Origin of the sequence: Sphingomonas piscis, from assembly GCF_011300455.1 — a bacterium.
GTDB classification, from domain to species: domain Bacteria; phylum Pseudomonadota; class Alphaproteobacteria; order Sphingomonadales; family Sphingomonadaceae; genus Sphingomicrobium; species Sphingomicrobium piscis.
On the sequence record NZ_CP049869.1, the window covers coordinates 1,439,365 to 1,457,981 of the forward strand.

Annotated in this window: 20 protein-coding genes and 1 tRNA gene; 11 read left to right on the forward strand and 10 right to left on the reverse strand. The window is 64.3% G+C overall.

Features of this window, described 5'->3' with window-relative positions:
• Entirely contained in the window at positions 1-702 is a 702-nt protein-coding gene (locus G7077_RS07180) for a M48 family metallopeptidase (protein ID WP_166411104.1), read from the forward strand.
• On the opposite strand, the gene G7077_RS07185 is transcribed toward G7077_RS07180, so the two are convergent.
• Both G7077_RS07185 and msrB read right to left on the reverse strand, forming a co-directional pair.
• The gene (locus G7077_RS07185) at positions 652-2,748 is read right to left on the reverse strand and encodes a transglycosylase domain-containing protein (RefSeq protein WP_166411105.1); all 2,097 of its coding nucleotides are present in this window, start codon (positions 2,746-2,748) and stop codon (positions 652-654) included. The two genes, G7077_RS07180 and G7077_RS07185, sit on opposite strands and share 51 nt — an antisense overlap.
• A 43-nt stretch (positions 2,749-2,791) precedes the next feature.
• On the reverse strand, positions 2,792-3,205 hold the full coding sequence (gene msrB / locus G7077_RS07190) for a peptide-methionine (R)-S-oxide reductase MsrB (RefSeq protein WP_166411106.1): 414 nt from the start codon (positions 3,203-3,205) through the stop codon (positions 2,792-2,794).
• A gap of 77 nt (positions 3,206-3,282) precedes the next feature.
• On the opposite strand from msrB, the gene G7077_RS07195 reads away from it, so the two are divergent.
• From G7077_RS07195 to G7077_RS07210, 4 genes are all read left to right on the forward strand, one after another.
• Positions 3,283-3,804 (forward strand): DUF4402 domain-containing protein, encoded by a 522-nt coding sequence (locus G7077_RS07195; protein ID WP_166411107.1) that lies wholly within the window; start codon positions 3,283-3,285, stop codon positions 3,802-3,804.
• 136 nt (positions 3,805-3,940) lie between these two features.
• Complete coding sequence (locus G7077_RS07200) at positions 3,941-4,438, forward strand: DUF4402 domain-containing protein (protein ID WP_166411108.1); 498 nt, start codon at positions 3,941-3,943, stop codon at positions 4,436-4,438.
• Positions 4,439-4,588: 150 nt separating this feature from the next.
• Entirely contained in the window at positions 4,589-5,419 is an 831-nt protein-coding gene (locus tag G7077_RS07205) for a fimbrial biogenesis chaperone (protein WP_166411109.1), read from the forward strand.
• Positions 5,420-5,443: 24 nt separating this feature from the next.
• The gene (locus tag G7077_RS07210) at positions 5,444-8,125 is read left to right on the forward strand and encodes an MSCRAMM family protein (RefSeq protein WP_166411110.1); all 2,682 of its coding nucleotides are present in this window, start codon (positions 5,444-5,446) and stop codon (positions 8,123-8,125) included.
• 67 nt (positions 8,126-8,192) lie between these two features.
• On the opposite strand, the gene G7077_RS07215 is transcribed toward G7077_RS07210, so the two are convergent.
• A tRNA-Leu gene (locus G7077_RS07215) sits at positions 8,193-8,279 on the reverse strand.
• Positions 8,280-8,451: 172 nt separating this feature from the next.
• On the opposite strand from G7077_RS07215, the gene G7077_RS07220 reads away from it, so the two are divergent.
• The gene (locus G7077_RS07220; protein WP_166411111.1) at positions 8,452-8,670 is read left to right on the forward strand and encodes a hypothetical protein; all 219 of its coding nucleotides are present in this window, start codon (positions 8,452-8,454) and stop codon (positions 8,668-8,670) included.
• 1 nt (position 8,671) lies between these two features.
• On the opposite strand, the gene G7077_RS07225 is transcribed toward G7077_RS07220, so the two are convergent.
• Positions 8,672-9,556, reverse strand: a complete 885-nt coding sequence (locus tag G7077_RS07225) for a zinc-ribbon domain-containing protein (RefSeq protein WP_166411112.1) — start codon at positions 9,554-9,556, stop codon at positions 8,672-8,674.
• Positions 9,557-9,674: 118 nt separating this feature from the next.
• On the opposite strand from G7077_RS07225, the gene ftsE reads away from it, so the two are divergent.
• From ftsE to G7077_RS07245, 4 genes are read left to right on the forward strand one after another with little or no spacing between them, the layout of a single operon-like run.
• Positions 9,675-10,388, forward strand: a complete 714-nt coding sequence (ftsE, locus tag G7077_RS07230; RefSeq protein WP_166412389.1) for a cell division ATP-binding protein FtsE — start codon at positions 9,675-9,677, stop codon at positions 10,386-10,388.
• Positions 10,385-11,260, forward strand: a complete 876-nt coding sequence (locus tag G7077_RS07235) for a cell division protein FtsX (protein ID WP_166411113.1) — start codon at positions 10,385-10,387, stop codon at positions 11,258-11,260. The genes ftsE and G7077_RS07235 overlap by 4 nt, the downstream gene beginning before the upstream one ends.
• Complete coding sequence (locus G7077_RS07240; protein WP_166411114.1) at positions 11,257-11,793, forward strand: YdcF family protein; 537 nt, start codon at positions 11,257-11,259, stop codon at positions 11,791-11,793. Before G7077_RS07235 ends, G7077_RS07240 begins: the two co-directional genes overlap by 4 nt.
• A 6-nt stretch (positions 11,794-11,799) precedes the next feature.
• Entirely contained in the window at positions 11,800-12,489 is a 690-nt protein-coding gene (locus G7077_RS07245) for a lysophospholipid acyltransferase family protein (RefSeq protein ID WP_343039912.1), read from the forward strand.
• Here G7077_RS07245 and pheT read toward each other — a convergent pair.
• The 5 genes from pheT to G7077_RS07270 form a co-directional block, all read right to left on the reverse strand.
• On the reverse strand, positions 12,486-14,837 hold the full coding sequence (gene pheT / locus G7077_RS07250; protein WP_166411115.1) for a phenylalanine--tRNA ligase subunit beta: 2,352 nt from the start codon (positions 14,835-14,837) through the stop codon (positions 12,486-12,488). The two genes, G7077_RS07245 and pheT, sit on opposite strands and share 4 nt — an antisense overlap.
• On the reverse strand, positions 14,834-15,898 hold the full coding sequence (gene pheS / locus G7077_RS07255) for a phenylalanine--tRNA ligase subunit alpha (RefSeq protein ID WP_166411116.1): 1,065 nt from the start codon (positions 15,896-15,898) through the stop codon (positions 14,834-14,836). The genes pheT and pheS overlap by 4 nt, the downstream gene beginning before the upstream one ends.
• Before the next feature lie 75 nt (positions 15,899-15,973).
• Complete coding sequence (gene rplT / locus G7077_RS07260) at positions 15,974-16,345, reverse strand: 50S ribosomal protein L20 (RefSeq protein WP_166411117.1); 372 nt, start codon at positions 16,343-16,345, stop codon at positions 15,974-15,976.
• A 14-nt stretch (positions 16,346-16,359) separates the two neighbouring features.
• Positions 16,360-16,563, reverse strand: coding sequence for a 50S ribosomal protein L35 (rpmI, locus tag G7077_RS07265; RefSeq protein WP_029941637.1), 204 nt, complete (start codon positions 16,561-16,563; stop codon positions 16,360-16,362).
• 148 nt (positions 16,564-16,711) lie between these two features.
• A complete protein-coding gene (locus G7077_RS07270; protein WP_166411118.1) occupies positions 16,712-17,374 on the reverse strand; it encodes an SDR family oxidoreductase in 663 nt (220 codons plus the stop codon).
• Between the two features lie 127 nt (positions 17,375-17,501).
• On the opposite strand from G7077_RS07270, the gene G7077_RS07275 reads away from it, so the two are divergent.
• On the forward strand, positions 17,502-17,663 hold the full coding sequence (locus tag G7077_RS07275; protein WP_166411119.1) for a hypothetical protein: 162 nt from the start codon (positions 17,502-17,504) through the stop codon (positions 17,661-17,663).
• A 17-nt stretch (positions 17,664-17,680) separates the two neighbouring features.
• On the opposite strand, the gene G7077_RS07280 is transcribed toward G7077_RS07275, so the two are convergent.
• Positions 17,681-18,616, reverse strand: a complete 936-nt coding sequence (locus G7077_RS07280) for a ribose-phosphate pyrophosphokinase (RefSeq protein ID WP_166411120.1) — start codon at positions 18,614-18,616, stop codon at positions 17,681-17,683.
• Position 18,617 lies beyond the last annotated feature (1 nt).

Genomic DNA, 18,617 nt, shown 5'->3' on the forward strand with positions numbered 1-18,617 from the left:
ATGGCCGAATTGCTCCGGCTCGAGGCGCTGCCGGTCCCGCTTGAACTGCGCCCCATGCGCTCCGCACGACGAGTGCGGCTTCGTTACGATGAGGTTCGGCAGGTCCTGCGGATGACCTGTCCCGCCGGGCTTAGCCGCAGGCGGGCGCTGACCTGGGCAAGCGAGCAGCAGGATTGGGTGCTCGCCCAAATCGCAAGAGCAGGGGAGCAGGAGGTGCTTTGCGACGGGGCGGTGATCCCGTTGGAAGGTCAGGAGGTGCGTCTACGCTGGGTCGACAGCGCGGCCCGAACTCCGGTCATCGTCGGCGGCGAGCTGATCGGCGGCGGTCCGCCAGCATGCTTCGGGATGCGTGTGGAACGTTTCCTGCGCGATCGAGCGCTCCAGCTTCTATCGGCTGAAACTCAGGAATATGCCGCCAAAGCTGGTGTATCATGCCGCTCGGTTGGAGTTGGAGACGCATCGTCGCGCTGGGGCAGCTGCTCTGCCGACGGAAGGATCCGGTACAGCTGGCGCCTCATCATGGCACCGCCCGCGGCCCGGCGTTTCGTCGTCGCGCACGAAGTCGCGCACCTCGTCCACCTCAACCATGGGCCGAAGTTCAAAGCGCTTGAGGACGAGCTACTCGAAGGCGACGTGCAGGCCGCCCGCGCCTTACTGCGCCAGGTCGGCCCCCGATTGCGACGGGTCGTCGGCCGGCTCTGATCCGGCCGGCGCCGGCCGGCGCGACGGATCCGTGGGCTGCTGCTGACGCACTGGGGGCACGGAAACCTCTGGCAGCTGCGAGGGAGGCTGCTGATTGGGATCCGGCGGCGCGGGTGCCGTCGCGTCGGGATTGTAGACGTAGGGGTCCTGATCGAACGGCTGGCCATTCTCGTCCAGCACCGGCTCGACCGCATTGTCGCCCGCTCCCCACGCCTCTTCGCCGGGTTCCAATTGCCAGTCGGGCATCGGCACCTGAGTCTCGAATTGCTCGACCGGACGATTGGCTACCGCCTTCACCATGAAGTCGTGAAAGGCGCGAGCCGGCGCGGTGCCGCCCTGCAAGCCGGCGATGGCGCGCGCATCGTCGCGGCCCATCCAAACGCCGGTAGTGATGCCGCTTGAAAAGCCGATGAACCAACCGTCCTTGTTGGAGCTTGTCGTTCCGGTCTTGCCGGCGACGGGCCGGCCGATCTGCGCTGCTCGCCCCGTTCCGGTCAGCACCGCGGACTGAAGCAGGTCGGTCATCTCGGCTGCGACCCAGGGCGCGACCAGGACCCGCTCCTCGGCCGCGTCATGCTGGTAAAGCACGCGCCCGTTTGCGCTGACGACCTTGCGAATACCATATGGCATCACCGCGACCCCCCGGTTCGACACGGATGCAAAGGCGCGCGTCATGTCGATCAGGCGGACGTCGCTGGTCCCGAGCACCATCGACGGGTAGGTTGAAATCTCGCCGGTGATGCCGAAGCGGCGCGCCATGTCGGCGATGGTGGAAAAGCCGAGTTGCTGGCCGATTTTCGCGCTGATCGTGTTGATCGACCGGGCAAAGGCTTCCCGGAGCGACACCGGCCCGAGGTTGGTGCGCGTGGAATTGCGCGGGCTCCAACCGTTGATGGTCACGGGTTCGTCGACCAACGTGTCGGTCGGCTTCATGCCCGATTCCAGCGCGGCGAGGTAAACGAACAATTTGAACGCCGATCCCGGCTGCCGCTGCGCCTGGGTAGACCGGTTGTAGATGGAGTCGACATAGTCGCGTCCACCAACCATCGCCCGCACCGCACCATCGCGGTCGAGGGCAACCAATGCGCCCTGCGCACCGCCCGGGGTGTTGCGCCCGATGGCCTGATCGGCGGCGACCTGCATCGTCGGGTCTAGCGTCGTCCAGACGTCGATCGGCTCGCTCGTCTCGTCGATCAGCGTGTCCAACTGAGGCAGAGCCCAATCCGTGAAGTATCGGACGTTGTTCTGCCGCGTCATCTTCTGGATCTTGACCTCGGCCGGGCTCACGCCAGCGGCCACGTCCGCGCTGACGAAACCGTTGTTCACCATCGATTGCAGCACAACGGATGACCGGCCGCGGGCGGCCTCGACATCAGCGGTGGGCGAATAATTCGATGGTGCCTTCACGAGGCCGGCGATGATTGCCGCTTCCCCCAGGCTGAGCCGTTCGGCGCCATGGCCGAAGAACCGCGTGGACGCCGCATCGATGCCGTAGGCACCGCCGCCGAAGTAGACACGGTTGAGATAGAGTTCGAGGATCTGGTTCTTGCTGAACTTCAGCTCGAGCGCGAGCGCGACCACCGCTTCCTTGATCTTGCGGCCGAAGGTGCGGCTGTTCGTCAGGAAGATGTTGCGCGCCAACTGCTGCGTGATGGTGGATCCGCCCTGGCTGAAGCGGCCGGTTTCGAGCCGCACCTTTGCGCTGCGGGCGATGCCGATGGGGTCAACGCCGATGTGGCTGCGGAACCGCTTGTCTTCGACCGCGATCATGGCCGATCGCATAGCTTGCGGAATGCGATCGTAAGGGATCCACTTGCCGACGCTCGGCCCCATGGAGACCAGCACCTGCCCATTGGCGGCGCGCATTCGGATCGTCTGGCCGAGATCGTTGGTCTTGGTCAGCGTCTGGTAGCTGGGGAGCTGGCTGTAAGTGATGCTGACCGCGACGGCGAGGCCGATGAGGCCGAGCAGCGCGGCGTAAAGCATCACTTTGACCGCGGTCATGAAGGGCCGTCGTGCCGGACTGTCGGTGGGAACGCGCGCCATTCGCTATACTCGATAGAAAGTCGCGCGCCCCCCGACAATAGGGTCAGGCGTCGTGCCCCTGATCCGCTCCCGGCTCGAACTCCAGCGCCGCCGAGTTGATGCAATAGCGAAGCCCTGTCGGCCCCGGTCCGTCGGGAAAGACATGACCAAGGTGGCCTTCGCACTTGGCGCAGCGCACCTCCGTTCGGACCATTCCGTGGCTCGTATCGCGAATTTCGCTGACCGCTTCATCCGCTTTGGGGGCGGTGAAACTGGGCCAGCCGCTGCCGCTTTCGAACTTAGTGCGGCTGTCGAACAACGGCTCGCCGCATCCGGCGCACCGAAATTCGCCGTCGCCCTTGGTCTTCAACAGCTCGCCCGTCCACGGGGCTTCGGTTCCGCCCTGGCGAAGTACCCGATATTGCTCGGGCGTCAGCTTTGCGCGCCATTCGGTGTCGCTCATCTCGTTCTTTTCCATGTTCACTCCACAGCAAAGCAGACGTTACCCGCTGCTTAACCTTGTTTTAGCCTCTCCAATATAGGGCGTGGGGAACGATGTGCCGAACCGCGTACCTACTCCGGCTGCTTGGCCTTGCGGCGGGTCTGCTCCTGCCCTCGGCGGTCGCGGCGCAATGCCGCTTGTGTGCGCCGACGACCGGGATCGCGGGGACGGATGATGCCGGCATCCCGATCGAGATCGAAGTGGAGTCGAAACTCAGCTTCGACCAGCTCGTCCAGGTTGGTCAGGGAACAGGCAGCGCCTCCGTCAAGCCGGACGGGTCGAAGATCATCACCGGCAGCCTTGGAAACTTCGGCGGATCCGGCCTCGTTGGCAATGCGGTTGTGCGTGGCTCTCCCGGCCGCCTCATCCGGGTCGACATTCCGACGACCATCGAACTCTTCTCCTTGTCAGGCGCGAAGGCGGTCGTGGACGAGATCGAAACCGACCTGCCGTCCACCCCGCGACTCGATTCGAACGGGCGGCTCAGCTTTCGCTTTGGCGGGCGGTTGAACGTTAATGGTGAAGGGTCCGGAGACTATCGCGGCGACCTGCCGATCACGGTCGAATATCTCTGAACCGTCCTTTCACAACGGCCGAATCCTAAGCGGCGATTAACCATGCGCTTCAGGAAAACTGAAAGCGGATTTGGTTAAATTGCTGGTGACGATGACCGGACATGCTCGGATGTTCCGGAACAGAGTGGGGACGAAGATGCCGAACAGTTTCAAGACCGCGGCGCTGGCGGTCTGCGCACTGATTGCCTACCCGGCAGCGGCCGCAACACCGCAGCCGCAGGCCACCGCCACTGTTAATATCAAGAAGCCACTGACCATCTCTCGCGTGTCAGACCTAAGCTTCGGCAGCATCGTACTGTCGGGAGCGACGCCCTTCACGGCCGTGGTCAGCATCAGCCAGACCGGCGTGCTCACCTGTCCGGCGACGGTGACCTGCTCCGGTACCACGTCGCGTGCCGTCTACAACCTGCGCGGCAGCAACAATCAGGTGGTGGCCGTGACCTCTCCCAATATCACATTGTCCAACGGCACGAATACGCTCGCGATGACGGTCAGCGCACCGGCCACCGTGACATTGACCAGCTCGGGCGCGCCTGGCAACGACTTCGGTATCGGCGGATCGCTGACACTGACGGACACGACCCCCGATGGCGTCTACACCGGCACCTTCAACGTGACGGCGGATTACCAGTAACGTTGCGGCCCAAAACGAACGTGGGAGGGTCGTCGGACTTATCCGGCGGCCCTTTTTGTTTGTGTTGCCGGTCCATGGTTGACCGAAAATAAACCATTTCGGTGCACTGCGGGATTCCCTCCAAAACGGAGAGAAGTGGGGAATCCTGATATGCAATCGCTTCCGAAGTTGTTCGTTCGCACGCTGGCACTGGCAGGAACGGCCATGGCTGCATCCGTGCCGGCCAAGGCTGGCGTCGGCGATCTGCTGGTAGCACCGACCCGCATCGTGCTTGATGGCCGGACGGGTTCCGAAATCATTCTCAACAACATCGGCGACGGGCCTGCCACCTACCGAATCTCCGTCGAGCTTCGCCGGATGAACGCGGACGGGCGCCTGGAGGAAGTGACCACGCCGTCGGCCGCCGACAAAATGGCACAGGAGATGATCATCTACAGCCCGCGGCGGGTGACGCTTGCGCCCAACCAGCCGCAGTCGATCAGGATCGCGGCGCGCGCTCCCCAGGGCCTCGCTGACGGCGAATATCGCGTGCATCTCCTGTTTCGCGCCATTCCCGATGCCAAGCCTGTCGCTGCCGCCGCACCTGCGGACACACCTAAGGGCCTCAGCTTCGCGATCACACCAATCTACGGCGTCACCATCCCGGTGATCGTCCGATTGGGCCAGCTTCAGGTGAAAGCCGGCATCGCCAATGTCCACCTTGCCCAGCAGGATGGCAAGAAGGCCGTCGGCCTCGATCTGATCCGTTCCGGGCAGCGCTCGACCTTCGGCGAAGTTCGCGTCCTGAAGCCCGGCGTCAAGGACCCGATCGCCATTCAGCGCTCCGTCGCGGTGTACACCGACGTCGGCAGCCGCAAGCTGGTGATCCCGGTCAGCGAGGAATTCAAGGGTGACCTGCGCGGTCCCGTCACCGTGCAATATGTTGAGACCATGCTCGAAGGTAACCGCACTATCGCCGAGACTCAGGCGGTTCTGCAGTAGAGGCCGAGGAACGGAGAGGCACTCATGCTCGGTCGCCGGATACGTCTGGCCGGCTGGGTTGCCGCGGCGGGCCTTGCTGCCAGCGGCGCCTTTGCCGCGCTTGCAGGCACGCCCGGTCGAGACTCCTGGGCGGCCGACCCGGAGGAGCAATATCTTCTTGACGTAAACCTTCGCCAGTTGCGGCTCGGCGAAGGCGTTCGCGCATATTCTACGCCCGAGGGTGCCTGTGTCGTCTTAGGCGACTTTTTGAAGGTACTGGACGTCCCCATCACCGTCGATCTGCCGGCCAAGAAGGCAAGCGGCTGGGCATTTCGCGAGGCCAATCGGGTCAATATCGACCTTGGCGCCGGCAAGGTGACCTACGGCGCCTCGACGAGTGAAATGCTCGACCGGCAGCAAATCCGCGAGACGCCGGAGGGCTGGTGCGTAGAGACCAACGCCCTTGCCCGCTGGATGGGCATTGGCGTCAAACCCATGACGTCATCGTCCGTACTTCTGCTGGAATCCGAAGCGAAACTGCCGGTCGAAATGGCGATCGAGCGGGAGCGGCGGGCTGCGAGCCTGGTGCGCAAGGCCAGCTTCGACCTGATGAGCGTGCCCAAGGTGAAAGTCCCATATCGCATGTGGCGTGCACCCGCGCTCGATTTCATGGTTAGCGCGGGCGTGACCTATAGCGCCACCAGCGGCACACGCATCGACCGCCGGACCTCCATTGCGGGGGCCGGCGAGTTGGCGCAGTTGTCCTACAGCGCGCAGTTGTCGACGGACGCCGTGGGGCGGCCGGACCTGCTGCGCCTTCGCACCTACCGCTCCGACCCCGATGGCGGCCTGCTCGGCCCACTGAAGGCTACGCACTTCGGCATCGGCGACGTCGAGGGGTTCGACAGCCGTCTTTCCGGAACAGCGCAAAGCGGGCGGGGCGGCATCATCACCAACCGCCCCCTGTTCCGGCCGACAGCATTCGGACGAACCCGATTTGAGGGCGATCTCCCCTCAGGATGGGAAGCCGAACTGTATCGGAACAACGAACTTGTCGGCTTTTCGCGTCCGACCGAGAACCAGCGCTATGTTTTCGACGAGGTCGAGCTCCAATACGGAGACAATGACATTCGGGTGGTGCTGTACGGACCCCAAGGACAGGTCCGGACTCGCGAAGAAACCATCAACGTCGGCCAGGAGAATGTTCCTGCGGGGAAGACCTGGTACTGGGCGGGCTTCAACCAGCCCGGCGAAGACGTCATCCGCTTGCGGGGCGGGCAAAAGATGGGCGAGGCCGTTCGCGGGCAGGCGGCGGTGTCTGTGGAGCATGGCCTCAGCGACCGAATGTCCGTTGGCGCAATGGCACGAACGATGTTGCTGGAAGACGAGCGGCTGACCTTCGTCGAAGGCACGGTTCGGCGCGCCATCGGCCCGGCGGCCGCGGAGGTTTCCGTGGCGTACGACAGCAGCGGCGGCAAGGCCATCGGCGGCGAAATCATCGGCCGGATCGGCAAAGTGAACTTCAGGGGCGAGGCGCTGGCGGCCAACAACTTCCACGTTCGTGGGACGAAAGCGGAGACCGTCCGAGATGTCCGCCTTGCTGCCGACGCTCCACTTAGGATCGGCAGGTCGTTGGTGCCGGTGCGCGCCGGGATCCGGTACAGCGATTTTGGTAATGGCACCAAGCAGTTGGAGGCGAATACCAGGCTTTCGACCTCGATCGCCCACTTCAACCTCGCCACCGACCTAAAATATCGCAAGAAGACGTCGCGCCTCGGACAGCCGCCACCGGACGAACTTGAATGGTCCATGATCGGCTCAGGCCGCGTCGGCGACATCCGCCTTCGCGGCATTTCGACATTTCGGATTTTGCCGGAAAAGCGCCTGCAGACGGTGGAGCTGTCCGGCTATTGGGCCGCAAGCGAGCAGGCGGACTGGGAAGGCGGGCTCGTCTACGACGCGGAGCGAAGGCGCGCCAACGCACGCCTTTCCCACATCCGCAGGCTCGACACCGTCGCGCTGGCCGTGACGGCGGAGGCCGCGACCGACCGCTCCGTCGCCGTGGGCCTGAACCTCAACTTCTCGCTGGATCCGCAGCGCATGGCCTTTTCGCGACAGCCTTTGGCCAGCGCGGGCTCGGTTCGTGCGCGCGTTTTCCGCGATCTCAACGACAATGGCCGCTACGATGATCATGAACCGCTCGAGAAAGGCGCTCTGGTCACCACCGGCAATCGCCAGACGCAGCGGAAAACCGGCGGCGATGGCGCCGTCACCATCGGTGGTTTGGCCGCATTTCAGCCCGTGGTGGTCGGCCTTGACCAGTCGACGCTGGCCGACCCGTCGCTTGCGCCGCGCAAGGCGATGCAGGTGGTGACCCCGCGGCCCGGCGTGTCGGCGTACATCGATATTCCGCTGGTTGCGGCCGGAGCGATCGAAGGCGCGCTTCTGAAAAGCGGCGGCCTGGCCTTCGAAGGCGTCGACTTGGAGCTTGTCGACAACGCCGGCGACGTGGTTGCAACGGCACGCACCGACTTCGACGGCTTCTTCTTGTTCGACCGCATCGCTTACGGAAATTACCGGATCCGAATTGCCAAAGACTCGGCTGAATCGGCCAAGCTTCTGCCCATGGTCGGCGGCGAGGTGATCCTATCGGATGATCGGCCAGTCACGCGTCTGGGTGGCATCGAGGTCTCGCCGATGCCGATCATCGCCTCCGCCGCGCCTTAGTCGCCTAAGCCAACTTCTCAGCAAATATGAAGCTGCGGGGCGCCTTGCCCGGCGGCTGCTAGTCTGTTGGTGCGGTCGAGAAGACTCGAACTTCCACGGCCTTTCGGCCACAGCGACCTCAACGCTGCGCGTCTACCAGTTCCGCCACGACCGCACGTCAGACTGAAAGCAAATCGGCCGCAAACGGACCGTCGCCACTGGCAAGGCGGCGCCTCTAGCAAAGCGTCTGCGGACACGCAATGGCGCGAACCTGTTTCATTTGGGGACGATGCCTTAAGACTTTGTTTACCATTTGCCTCGCGCGGCGTTACGCAGGGGCGATGTTGATGTTGCTCGCCCTGACTGCCGCAACTGCGGCCGCTCCGGCGCAGACGCCGAGTTCGGCGCGTGCGCGGGTGCAGGCGACGGCGACTATCCGTATCGTACAGGCCGTTCGGTTCAGGGTTGGAGCGGACCGCTCAATGGAGGGAGCAGCGGTTCGCGACGGCAGCGTGCGCGACAGCGACGGCCGGCGTCAGCCCGCTAAGCTGGTCGAACTGGAATAGGTCAGGCCGCCGCGCCGAAGGCGATGGTCAGCATGTCGCCATCGGCCGGAACATTCATTTCAGCGCTGTTGAACGGCGCCCTTCCGCCGGGCGGCAGGCTGGTGGCGGGCGGTGCAATCGTCCAGCGATAGACGAGTTCGCCGGACGTCTTGCGCAGCTCCGCCTCGATAGGCGGTACGCGCTGCGTCTCGTCCGTCGGATTGACCACGCGGCCGGTCACCGCAAGCAGCATATTGCCGCTTGCCAGCTGCTGACGCTGGGAATTGGTGAGCATTAGCTTGAGCTCGCTCGTTCCCGCATCCGCGACGCCGACGCGCGACTTCCACTCGGGCGGGGCGAGGAACCAGAAGGCGGCCGCCGCCGCTGCGACCAGAAGGACAACGATAAGAAGCTTCAGCAGCGGCGAGGACCGGCGCTCCCCTTCCGCTTCGTCGCGGGCACCGAAAGGCGCGAAATCGTCCTCGGCAGGCGGATACCAAGTGCCCCCGGTGGCTTCGAGCTCTTCCTCCGCCGGCGTCACAGGAGTGTCGAAGACCGGCGCCGAAACGTCGGATTGAAGCTCTTCCGACGGGGACATGGTCTCGGAGGCGCCCATCTCGACCTCGTCCGGTGTGCCGAACGTGGTGTCGTGCACGGCCGGCTCGTCGACTTCGAACCCTGGGTTCTCCGGTTCCTGCGCTTGCGGCGTAATGTCGGCTCGATCGGGCTCGTCGCGGTACGACGATTCAGAAGGCGGCGAGGCAACCTCGTCCCCTGCTTCCTGAACTTCAGGATCCTGATGCCAGCTATGCTTGCAAGACGCGCAGCGCACCTGTCGGCCGCCTTCGGGGATGGCGCCATCCTTGACGACATATTGCGTGCCGCACGAGGGACAAGTGAGGATCATTCTACAGGACCTCTCGTTGGGCTGAGCCTCTCCATAACTCGGTAAACAAGAATGTGAGGGCGTTGGCAAGCTGCGCCCCTCTGTGCGATGAGCGGCCCGAGCGGGAAAGGGTGACAAACTGTCTGCAATCGTCGAGTTCGACAGTGTTGGCTTGCGCTACGGAACGGGCGCGGAAGTGCTGTGCGACCTCAACTTCCGCCTGGCGAAGGGCTCATTCTACTTCCTGACGGGACCTTCGGGCGCGGGAAAGACGTCTCTCCTGAAGCTTCTCTACCTTGCGCAACGGCCGACCCGCGGCCGCATCCGTCTGTTCGGGGAAGAGCTAAGCGATGCACCGCGAAGCGCGCTTCCGGCCTTTCGCCGCCGCATCGGCGTGGTGTTCCAGGACTTTCGCCTGATCCGTCACCTTTCGGCCTTCGACAATGTGGCGCTGCCGCTCCGCATTTCCGGACGGAGTGATGCCGAGATCGAGGGCCCGGTTCGGGAGATGCTCGCCTGGGTTGGACTTGCCGACCGCGCCAGCGCCCGTCCGGCGACGCTGTCAGGCGGTGAGCAGCAACGCGTCGCCATCGCCAGAGCGGTGATCAGCCAGCCCGAACTGCTGGTCGCCGATGAGCCCACCGGCAACGTCGATGCCGAAATGGCATCACGCCTGATGCATCTGTTTGCGGCCTTGAACCGCCTCGGTACGACCATCGTCGTGGCAACCCACGACATCGGACTGATCGCCGCCACGCCCGGCGCGCACATGATGCGGCTCGACCGTGGCGGTCTCATCGATAGTACCGGCGCACTTCGGCATCCGCCGGGCGCGTCGGCGAGTCCGGTATGATCAACTGGTTGTTCGTCTCGCCGGCGCAACGGCGTTTGCTACCGGGCGGGCGCTTTCGCGGTCCAACTCCTTGGGTCATTGGCATCATGACCTTTGTGATGATGGTTGTGACGGCTGCAGCGCTGGTTCTGGCCAATGCCGCGGGCGGTGTGGCGGAGGGAAGCAGAAGCCGCTTCGTTGCCCAGCTTCCCGGCGGCAGCTCGAGCGTGCCGGCGGCGCTTCAGCTGCTGCGCTCGACACCGGAGGTGCGCAACGTTCGTGTGGTCCCTGAGGCGCAGATGCGGGAGACTTTGTCGCGATGGCTGGGCCAGGCCGCCGCAAACTCAGCGGATCTGCCGGTCCCCGCGCTCATTCATTTCGACCTTTCTCGTCCGCTCGGCACGACGACAATGCAGGCTCGTCTTCGCGCCGCGATCCCCGGCGCCAGCATCAGTGCGCACGAGCAGGAGGTGCGGCCGCTGCTGCGAACCATGAGGGCGCTTCAATGGCTGGCGCTGACTTTGGTGGCGCTGATGGTGATCGCGACGTCGGCGACCATCGTCCTCTCCGCCCGGGGAGCGCTCGATACCAACCGAGCCACCATTGAGGTCATGCACGGGATCGGTGCCACCGACCTTCAGGTGACGCATTTATTTCAGCGAAAGATTGCGCTCGACGCTTTGACCGGTGCCCTCGCAGGCGCACTTGCGGCCGCATTGACGCTTCTGCTGGTGGCAGGTGCCGGAGCCGCGCTTAAAGGTCAGCTCGGCGGTCTTCCTCCGCTTCACCTCGGCGACATCATCGTGCTGAGCGCCATGCCCTTCGTCGTTGCTGCCCTTGCCACCTTGGTCGGGCGGATGGCTGTTCTGCGCAGCTTGCGGAGCAATGTATGATCGCCCGCATCCTGTCCGTACTGCTACTCGCCTATGCGTTGGGTTTCGCCATCTTCGCGACGACCCTGGGCCAACCAGCCGCGGCCGATGCCCCAGCCACGGAAGCGGCGGTCGTGCTGACGGGCGGTGCCGGCCGGCTGGAGCAGGGCTTTCGGGTGATGCGCGAGCAAAAGGCGCGGCGCATGCTGGTGTCCGGGACCGACCCGCTCGTCACCAAGGCCGACCTGGCGCGGCGCAATCGCGGACAAGGCGCCATCCTACGATGCTGCGTCGACCTCGGCACCGAGGCCAAGGACACGAGGAGCAATGCGGAGGAGACCGGGCGCTGGCTCAAGCAACAGAAGCTTAGGTCGGTCCGGTTGATCACCAGCGACTGGCACATGCGCCGCGCGCGCTACGAGTTCCGCCGCGTGCTTGGTTCCGATACGCTTGTCGTGCCCGATGCAGTGCGCACGGAGCCTCGCTTCCTCACCCTGTTCGGCGAATATAACAAATATGTGCTTCGCCGTTTGGCCGTCTGGGTGGATGTCTGACCGCCGATGATGATGATGTGGCTCCGATCCCTCCTATTCACGCTGCTGTTCTACCCGCTGACCTTGGTGCTGGTGATTGCCGGCATTGTCGCTAGCCCGTTCGGAACGGGGCCGATGCGCGCGGTCGTGCATAGCTGGGCGAATGCGCACCATTGGCTGACGCGTCATCTGATCGGCATCAGGATGATCGTGGAAGGCGAGATACCCGCCGAACCGATGCTGATCGCGATCAAGCATCAGGCCATGTTCGAAACGGTCGAGGCGCTGCGGCTGGCACGAACGCCGGTGGTTGTGATCAAACGCGAGCTATCGGACCTGCCATTGTTCGGCTGGCTGACTCGACGCTATGGCGTCATCCCCGTCGACCGGGAGGCGGGGGCGAAGGCCTTGCGGACGATGCTGACATTAGGTCGGCAGGCGATCGCCGCCGGGCGGCCGATCGTCATCTTTCCGGAAGGCACGCGGGTGCCGCCTGGCCAGACGCCGCCGCTCAGGTCCGGCTTCGCCGGTCTTTATCGCGGGCTCGACCTGCCGGTTCTACCGGTGGCGATGGACAGCGGACGGCTATGGGGGCGCGGCCTACTGAAGCGGGGCGGCACGATCCGCTTCAAGGTTGGCGAGATCATTCCATCCGGGCTGAAGCGTGACGAGATCGAGGCACGCGTTCACGCCGCGATCAATGCGCTCGAAAACTAGCCTCGAAGGCTCGCGCCGAGCTTCTGCGCTGCCGCGGTCACCCGACTGGCGATTTCCGCCAATTCCTGGTCGGTGAAGCTCTTCTCGCCTGGCTGCAGCGTCACTTCCACGGCCAGCGACAATCCGTCGGCGCCTTCGAATCGGTCGAAGATGCGGGCTGCGACGATCGCCTGCTTGTCCGCGCCCCGAATGGCACGGACAAGCGCGTCGGCGGAAAGCTCGGATGGAACGAAGAAGGCGAAGTCGCGGGTAACCGCCTGGAGCGAGGGGGGCGTGAACGCCGGGCGCGCACGTCCCACCGACCGGGAAGATGGGAAAGCATCGAGATAGAGCTCGGCCGCCACCGTGCCAGAGGGCGCATCCAGCTCCTTGATCAGGCGCGGATGAAGCTCGCCAAAGGATGCGACAATCGTCTTGGGACCAAGACCCAGCTTCGCCGAGCGGCCTGGGTGCCACGCGGCTCCTGCATCGGCAAACAGCTGCAGGTTGGCGACGGGGACACCGGCCGCCTCCAACAACGCCAGCGCCTCGACCTTGGCGTCATAGGCATCGAACCCGCGCGCCTTGCCGCTCTGCCAATTGCGGGGCGCCTTGTCGCCTGCCAGCAGCAGGGTCAGCGTCGACCGCTCGGCGTCCGCTTCATAGCGGCGGCCGATCTCGAACAGACGAAGGCTGGTTGCACCGCGATCCAGGTTCCGCCGCGTCGCCGATGCCAGTCCAGGCAACAGCGAGGGCCGCATCACCTTCATGTCCTCGCTGATCGGATTGGCGAGGCGCCATGTAGCGCCGCCAACCGCAGCAGCCTGCGCCTCGGAGATGAAGCTCCACGTGATCGCCTCATCCAGCCCGCGTGTCGCGGCTGCCCGGCGAAGCTTGCGTTCGACCGACTGCGCCCGCGTAATGGTCGGCACCGCCACCCCGGATGTTCGATCGAGTGGCGTGGACGGGATCTGATCAAGACCCTCGATGCGGGCGATCTCCTCGACGAGGTCGGCAGCACCGTCCACATCGCGGCGCCAGGTGGGGACCAGCACTTCGCTGCCGTCCAGTTCGAAGCCGAGCCGATCAAGGATGGCCTTCTGCCGCTCGGCGGAAACGTCAACACCGCCAAGCGCGAGCGTGCGCCGAGGGTCGAACTTCACGCGCTTGCGGGTGGTCGGCGCTTGGCCTTGCCGAACGATTTCGGATGCTTCGCCGCCGCAGATTTGCACGATCAGTCCGGTAAGGATCGCAAGACCTTCGTCGAGGAAGGCGGGGTCCACACCGCGCTCGAAGCGGCTGCGGGCATCGCTGGTGAGGCTGAGCGCCTGACCCGTCTTCGCGATCCGCTCGGGCGTGAAGTATGCGACCTCCAGCATGATGTTGGTCGTGCTGTCCGCGACGCCCGACTCCTCGCCGCCCATGATGCCGCCGATATCGTGCACCTTGGCGTCATCGGCGATGACCGTCATGAACGGCGCAAGCGCATATTCCTTGCCGTTCAGCGCCAGCACCGTCTCACCTTCGCGCGCCGCGCGGGCGGTTAGACCGCCGGTTAGCTTGGTGATGTCGTAGGCATGGCTCGGCCGGCCATGGTCGAGCATCACATAGTTGGTGATGTCGACGACGGCGCTGATCGGGCGCTGGCCGGCCGCTTTCAGCCGCTGCTTAATCCATTCCGGGCTGACGCCGTTGCGCACGCCGCGGATAGCGCGGCCGAAAAAGGCAGGGCAGCCTTCCGGATCCTCGATGCGGATCTCCACTGGACAGGGGAAGCTCCCGGCAACACCCGGAATGGTGAGCGGCTTCAGCGCGCCCGCACCGGCAGCTGCAAGGTCGCGCGCAATGCCACGCACGCCCATGCAGTCCTGCCGGTTGGGCGTGATCGCCACGTCGAAGACTGGGTCGTCGAGACCGGCGTAGACGGCGAACGCCGTGCCGACCGGCGCGTCCTGGGCCAGTTCGATGATGCCGTCATGCTCGTCGCCGATCTGAAGCTCGCGTACCGAGCACATCATGCCTCGCGATTCCACGCCGCGGATCGCCGCGACCTTCAGGGTCATGTCGGACCCGGGAACGTACGCGCCCGGGGGACCGAACACACCGACCAGACCCGCACGGGCATTTGGCGCACCGCATACGACCTGCATCGGGCCCTCGCCCGCGTCGACCGTTAGCACCTGCAATTTATCAGCCTGCGGGTGACGCTCAGCGGTGAGCACGCGCGCCACCTTGAACGGCGCAAGTAGGTCGCCCGGGTTGGTAACGCCTTCGACCTCCAAGCCGATGGCGGTCAGCTTCTCGGCGATCTGGTCGGCCGACCAATCGGTCTCCAGATGGTCCTTCAGCCAGGACAAGGTGAACTTCATGCGCCCACTCCCGCCGAGATGGTTGGAATGTCGAGCGCGCGGAAGCCGTAATGCTTCATCCAGCGGATATCGCCATCGAAGAAGGCGCGAAGGTCGTTCATTCCGTACTTGAGCATGGCGAGGCGGTCGACGCCCGTGCCGAAGGCAAAGCCCTGCCACTCGTCCGGATCGAGCCCGCAATTGGCAATCACACGCGGGTGGACCATGCCGCTGCCGAGCACCTCCATCCAGCCTTCGGAGCCGCCGACCACGCGACGGCCCTTCTCCATCGACCAGCCGACATCGACCTCGGCCGAGGGTTCCGTGAAGGGGAAGTAGGACGGGCGCATCCGCAGCACGATGTCGTCGCGCTCGAAGAAGGCCTTGAGGAAGGTCTCCAGTGTCCACTTGAGATGACCCATGTGGATGGCGCGGTCGATCACGAGCCCTTCGATCTGGTGGAACATCGGAGTGTGCGTGGCGTCGCTGTCGGAGCGGTAGACCCGGCCCGGGGCGATGACCCGGATGGGAGGCGGATTGTTGTGCATCGTCCGGATTTGCACCGGTGACGTGTGGGTCCGAAGCACACGCGGCTCCTCGCCTTCGCTCCGCGGTTCACAATAGAATGTGTCGTGCATCGCCCGCGCGGGGTGACTTTCGGGCATGTTGAGCGCGGTGAAATTATACCACTGCTCCTCGATTTCCGGTCCTTCAGCGACGGCGAAGCCCAGATCGGCGAAAATTTCCGCAAGCTCGTCCATGACCTGGCTGACCGGGTGAACCGATCCGCTCGGCGCTTCGGCGGCCGGCAAAGAAAGGTCCAGCCGCTCGGTCGCAAGCCGGCGCTCCAGCTCAGCATTCTCCAGCGCCGACTTGCGCGAGGCAATCGCGTCGGTGACTTGCTCACGAAGGGCGTGGATCTTGGGCCCCTCGCTTGCGCGCTCCTCCGGTGTCATCTTGCCCAGCGACTTTAATTGCGCGGTGATGAAGCCTGCTTTGCCCAGCGCGGACACGCGTATTGCGTCCAGCGCGCCAAGGTCGCCGGCCTGGGAGATATCGTTGAGGAGCTGTTCGCCGTTCATGGCCGTCCCATAAGCAAAAGGGCGCGGTAGAGGCTAGCTCTGCCGCGCCCTTGCGAGTTGTTGCGAGATCGAGAGTTAAGCGGCCTGCTTGCCCTCGAGCGCCTTCTTCGCCTGCGCGATGATGGCAGTAAATGCCTCACCTTCGTGCATCGCGATGTCGGCCAGGACCTTCCGGTCGAGGTCGATGTTCGCAAGCTTCAGCGCGTGGATGAACTGACCGTAGGTCAGGCCTTCGGCGCGAACCGCGGCGTTGATGCGCTGGATCCACAGGGCGCGGAAGCTCCGCTTCTTCACCTTGCGGTCGCGATAGGCGTACTGCCCGGCCTTTTCGACGGCCTGGCGGGCGATGCGGATCGTGTTCTTGCGACGGCCGTAATAGCCCTTCGCCTGATCCAAAATCCGCTTGTGCTTGGCGCGGGTGGTTACACCCCGTTTGACGCGTGCCATGTCCTATCCGCTCCTTACTTGAGGCCGTACGGGGCCCAGAGCTTCACGCGCGCCGTATCGGCGTCGGCGAGAACCTCGGTTCCACGATTCTGGCGGATATACTTAGCATTGTGGCTGATCAGGCGGTGACGCTTGCCGGCAACGCCGTGCTTCACCTTGCCAGTCGCCGTGAGCTTAAAGCGCTTTTTGACGCCGCTCTTGGTCTTGAGCTTGGGCATTTTCGTCTCCTTGTAGCGCTGCAAGAGCGCGACGTTCGCAACCCGACACGGCAGCCCTCACTGGCCGGCCTGGTTGTTTTTCCAACGATCTGGAAAGGCGGCGCCTATAGATGCGGGCCGTCGATTTGGCAAGCTCGCGGAGGAATGATCACCAAGGGATCGGCGTTCCGTCATAGTTGAGGAAGCTGCCGCTGTCGTTCGGCTCCAGGCGCTCGATCGTCTGACGCATCGCGGAGACGCTCTGTTCGACCGTTAGCGGCGCATTGTTTCCACCCATGCGCGTCTGGACCCACCCGGGATGAAGCACAGCCGCGATCACGCCCTTGGCGCGGTGATCGAGTGCAAGGCTGCGCCACGCCGAGTTGAGCGCCGACTTGGACGAGCGGTAAGCGACGTAACCGCCAGACCCATTGTCGTCGATGCTGCCCATTTTGCTAGTGATGGCGATGGCGGTGCCCTTCGCCTCGGAGAGGCGCGGCATCAGCGTTTCGGCGAGCAGCACCGGCGCAATGCTGTTGACCGTCAGTGCCGCCGCCCATTCGCGGCCATCCGCCGCACTTTCGATGCGCATCGGACCCCAGGTGCCGGCGTTGGCGATCAGCAGGTCGAGCGGGCGGTCGAACCCACGCCCGAACCGCTCTACGGCGTCGAGGTCGGCAACATCGAACTGCGCCGTTTCGACGCCGAGCTGTGCAAGCTCGTCGCTCGGCTTTCGGCTTGTGGCCACGACCGACCAGCCGTCGGCTGCATATTGGCAGGACAGCTCAAGGCCGAGGCCGCGATTGGCGCCGGTAATCAGGACAGTAGGCATGACTTCTCCTCCGCTGCTGCGTGAACGCACACGGCCAGAAAAGGTGCGAGCAGAATGGCGCGGGAAAGGTCAACACGCGGGAAGCGGCTTTAGGCTTTGGTAACCTTGCCGAGCGACACTCCGGCCTATGCTTACGGAAGACGGAATCTACTTCGACGATGTCGGCGACGACGCTGAAAGCCTCGGGCAATTTCTCATCGAGGCGGCAGGCAAGGCGCTGCTGATCATCGGCTTTTTCGGAGTGAAGGCGGCTTTGGCGCTCGGCGCGATAAACTTGGCGTCGATTTAAGCGACGACCTTACAGGTTTAGTCGAACAGGCTCGACACGCTGCTCTCATCCGCAATCCGCCGGATTGCCTCGGCCAACAGCGGCGCGATGGTGAGCCGGCGGATCTTGCCGTCCTGCGCGTCAGCCTCGCCATTGAAAATGGAATCGGTGACGACGAGTTCAGACAGTTCCGACTTGTTGACCCGTGCCGCGGCGCCCCCGGACAGGACACCGTGGGTGGAATAAGCGAACACTTCCTCGGCGCCTTCCTGCTTCAGGGCGGCAGCCGCGTTGCACAGGGTGCCGGCGGAATCGACGATGTCGTCGATCAGGATGCAGGTGCGGCCCTCGACGTCGCCGATGATGTTCATGACTTCCGATTCGCCAGCCCGCTCGCGGCGCTTGTCGACGATCGCCAGCGGCGCGTTGTTGAGGCGCTTTGCCAGGCTTCGGGCGCGGACCACGCCGCCGACGTCGGGTGACACGACCGTCAGGTCGCGCTTTCCGAACCGGGCAGAGATGTCCGCCGCCATTACCGGCGCCGCGAACAGATTATCCGTGGGAATGTCGAAGAAGCCCTGGATCTGCCCGGCATGGAGATCGACCGACAAAACCCGATTCGCGCCGGCCACGGTGATCAGGTTGGCGACCAGCTTGGCGGAAATCGGCGTGCGCGGACCCGGCTTCCGGTCTTGGCGAGCATAGCCGAAGTAGGGCAGCACCGCGGTGATCCGCTTCGCCGACGCGCGGCGCAGCGCGTCGATGCAGATCAGAAGCTCCATCAAATGGTCATTGGCCGGGTAGCTGGTCGATTGCAGCACGAACACGTCTTCGCCGCGGACATTCTCATGGATCTCGACGAATATTTCCTCGTCGGCGAAGCGGCGGACGCTGCACTTGGTGAGCGGGATCTCCAGATAGTCGGAAATGGCGCGCGCGAGCGGCTGGTTACTATTGGCGGTAAGCAATTTCATG

Coding starts and splice junctions, on each gene's coding strand:
- G7077_RS07180 (WP_166411104.1), top strand. CDS start 1: ATGGCCGAATTGCTCCGGCTCGAGGCGCTGCCGGTCCCGCTTGAACTG.
- G7077_RS07185 (WP_166411105.1), bottom strand. CDS start 2,748: ATGGCGCGCGTTCCCACCGACAGTCCGGCACGACGGCCCTTCATGACC.
- msrB (WP_166411106.1), bottom strand. CDS start 3,205: ATGGAAAAGAACGAGATGAGCGACACCGAATGGCGCGCAAAGCTGACG.
- G7077_RS07195 (WP_166411107.1), top strand. CDS start 3,283: ATGTGCCGAACCGCGTACCTACTCCGGCTGCTTGGCCTTGCGGCGGGT.
- G7077_RS07200 (WP_166411108.1), top strand. CDS start 3,941: ATGCCGAACAGTTTCAAGACCGCGGCGCTGGCGGTCTGCGCACTGATT.
- G7077_RS07205 (WP_166411109.1), top strand. CDS start 4,589: ATGCAATCGCTTCCGAAGTTGTTCGTTCGCACGCTGGCACTGGCAGGA.
- G7077_RS07210 (WP_166411110.1), top strand. CDS start 5,444: ATGCTCGGTCGCCGGATACGTCTGGCCGGCTGGGTTGCCGCGGCGGGC.
- G7077_RS07220 (WP_166411111.1), top strand. CDS start 8,452: ATGTTGCTCGCCCTGACTGCCGCAACTGCGGCCGCTCCGGCGCAGACG.
- G7077_RS07225 (WP_166411112.1), bottom strand. CDS start 9,556: ATGATCCTCACTTGTCCCTCGTGCGGCACGCAATATGTCGTCAAGGAT.
- G7077_RS07235 (WP_166411113.1), top strand. CDS start 10,385: ATGATCAACTGGTTGTTCGTCTCGCCGGCGCAACGGCGTTTGCTACCG.
- G7077_RS07240 (WP_166411114.1), top strand. CDS start 11,257: ATGATCGCCCGCATCCTGTCCGTACTGCTACTCGCCTATGCGTTGGGT.
- G7077_RS07245 (WP_343039912.1), top strand. CDS start 11,800: ATGATGATGATGTGGCTCCGATCCCTCCTATTCACGCTGCTGTTCTAC.
- pheT (WP_166411115.1), bottom strand. CDS start 14,837: ATGAAGTTCACCTTGTCCTGGCTGAAGGACCATCTGGAGACCGATTGG.
- pheS (WP_166411116.1), bottom strand. CDS start 15,898: ATGAACGGCGAACAGCTCCTCAACGATATCTCCCAGGCCGGCGACCTT.
- rplT (WP_166411117.1), bottom strand. CDS start 16,345: ATGGCACGCGTCAAACGGGGTGTAACCACCCGCGCCAAGCACAAGCGG.
- rpmI (WP_029941637.1), bottom strand. CDS start 16,563: ATGCCCAAGCTCAAGACCAAGAGCGGCGTCAAAAAGCGCTTTAAGCTC.
- G7077_RS07270 (WP_166411118.1), bottom strand. CDS start 17,374: ATGCCTACTGTCCTGATTACCGGCGCCAATCGCGGCCTCGGCCTTGAG.
- G7077_RS07275 (WP_166411119.1), top strand. CDS start 17,502: ATGCTTACGGAAGACGGAATCTACTTCGACGATGTCGGCGACGACGCT.
- G7077_RS07280 (WP_166411120.1), bottom strand. CDS start 18,616: ATGAAATTGCTTACCGCCAATAGTAACCAGCCGCTCGCGCGCGCCATT.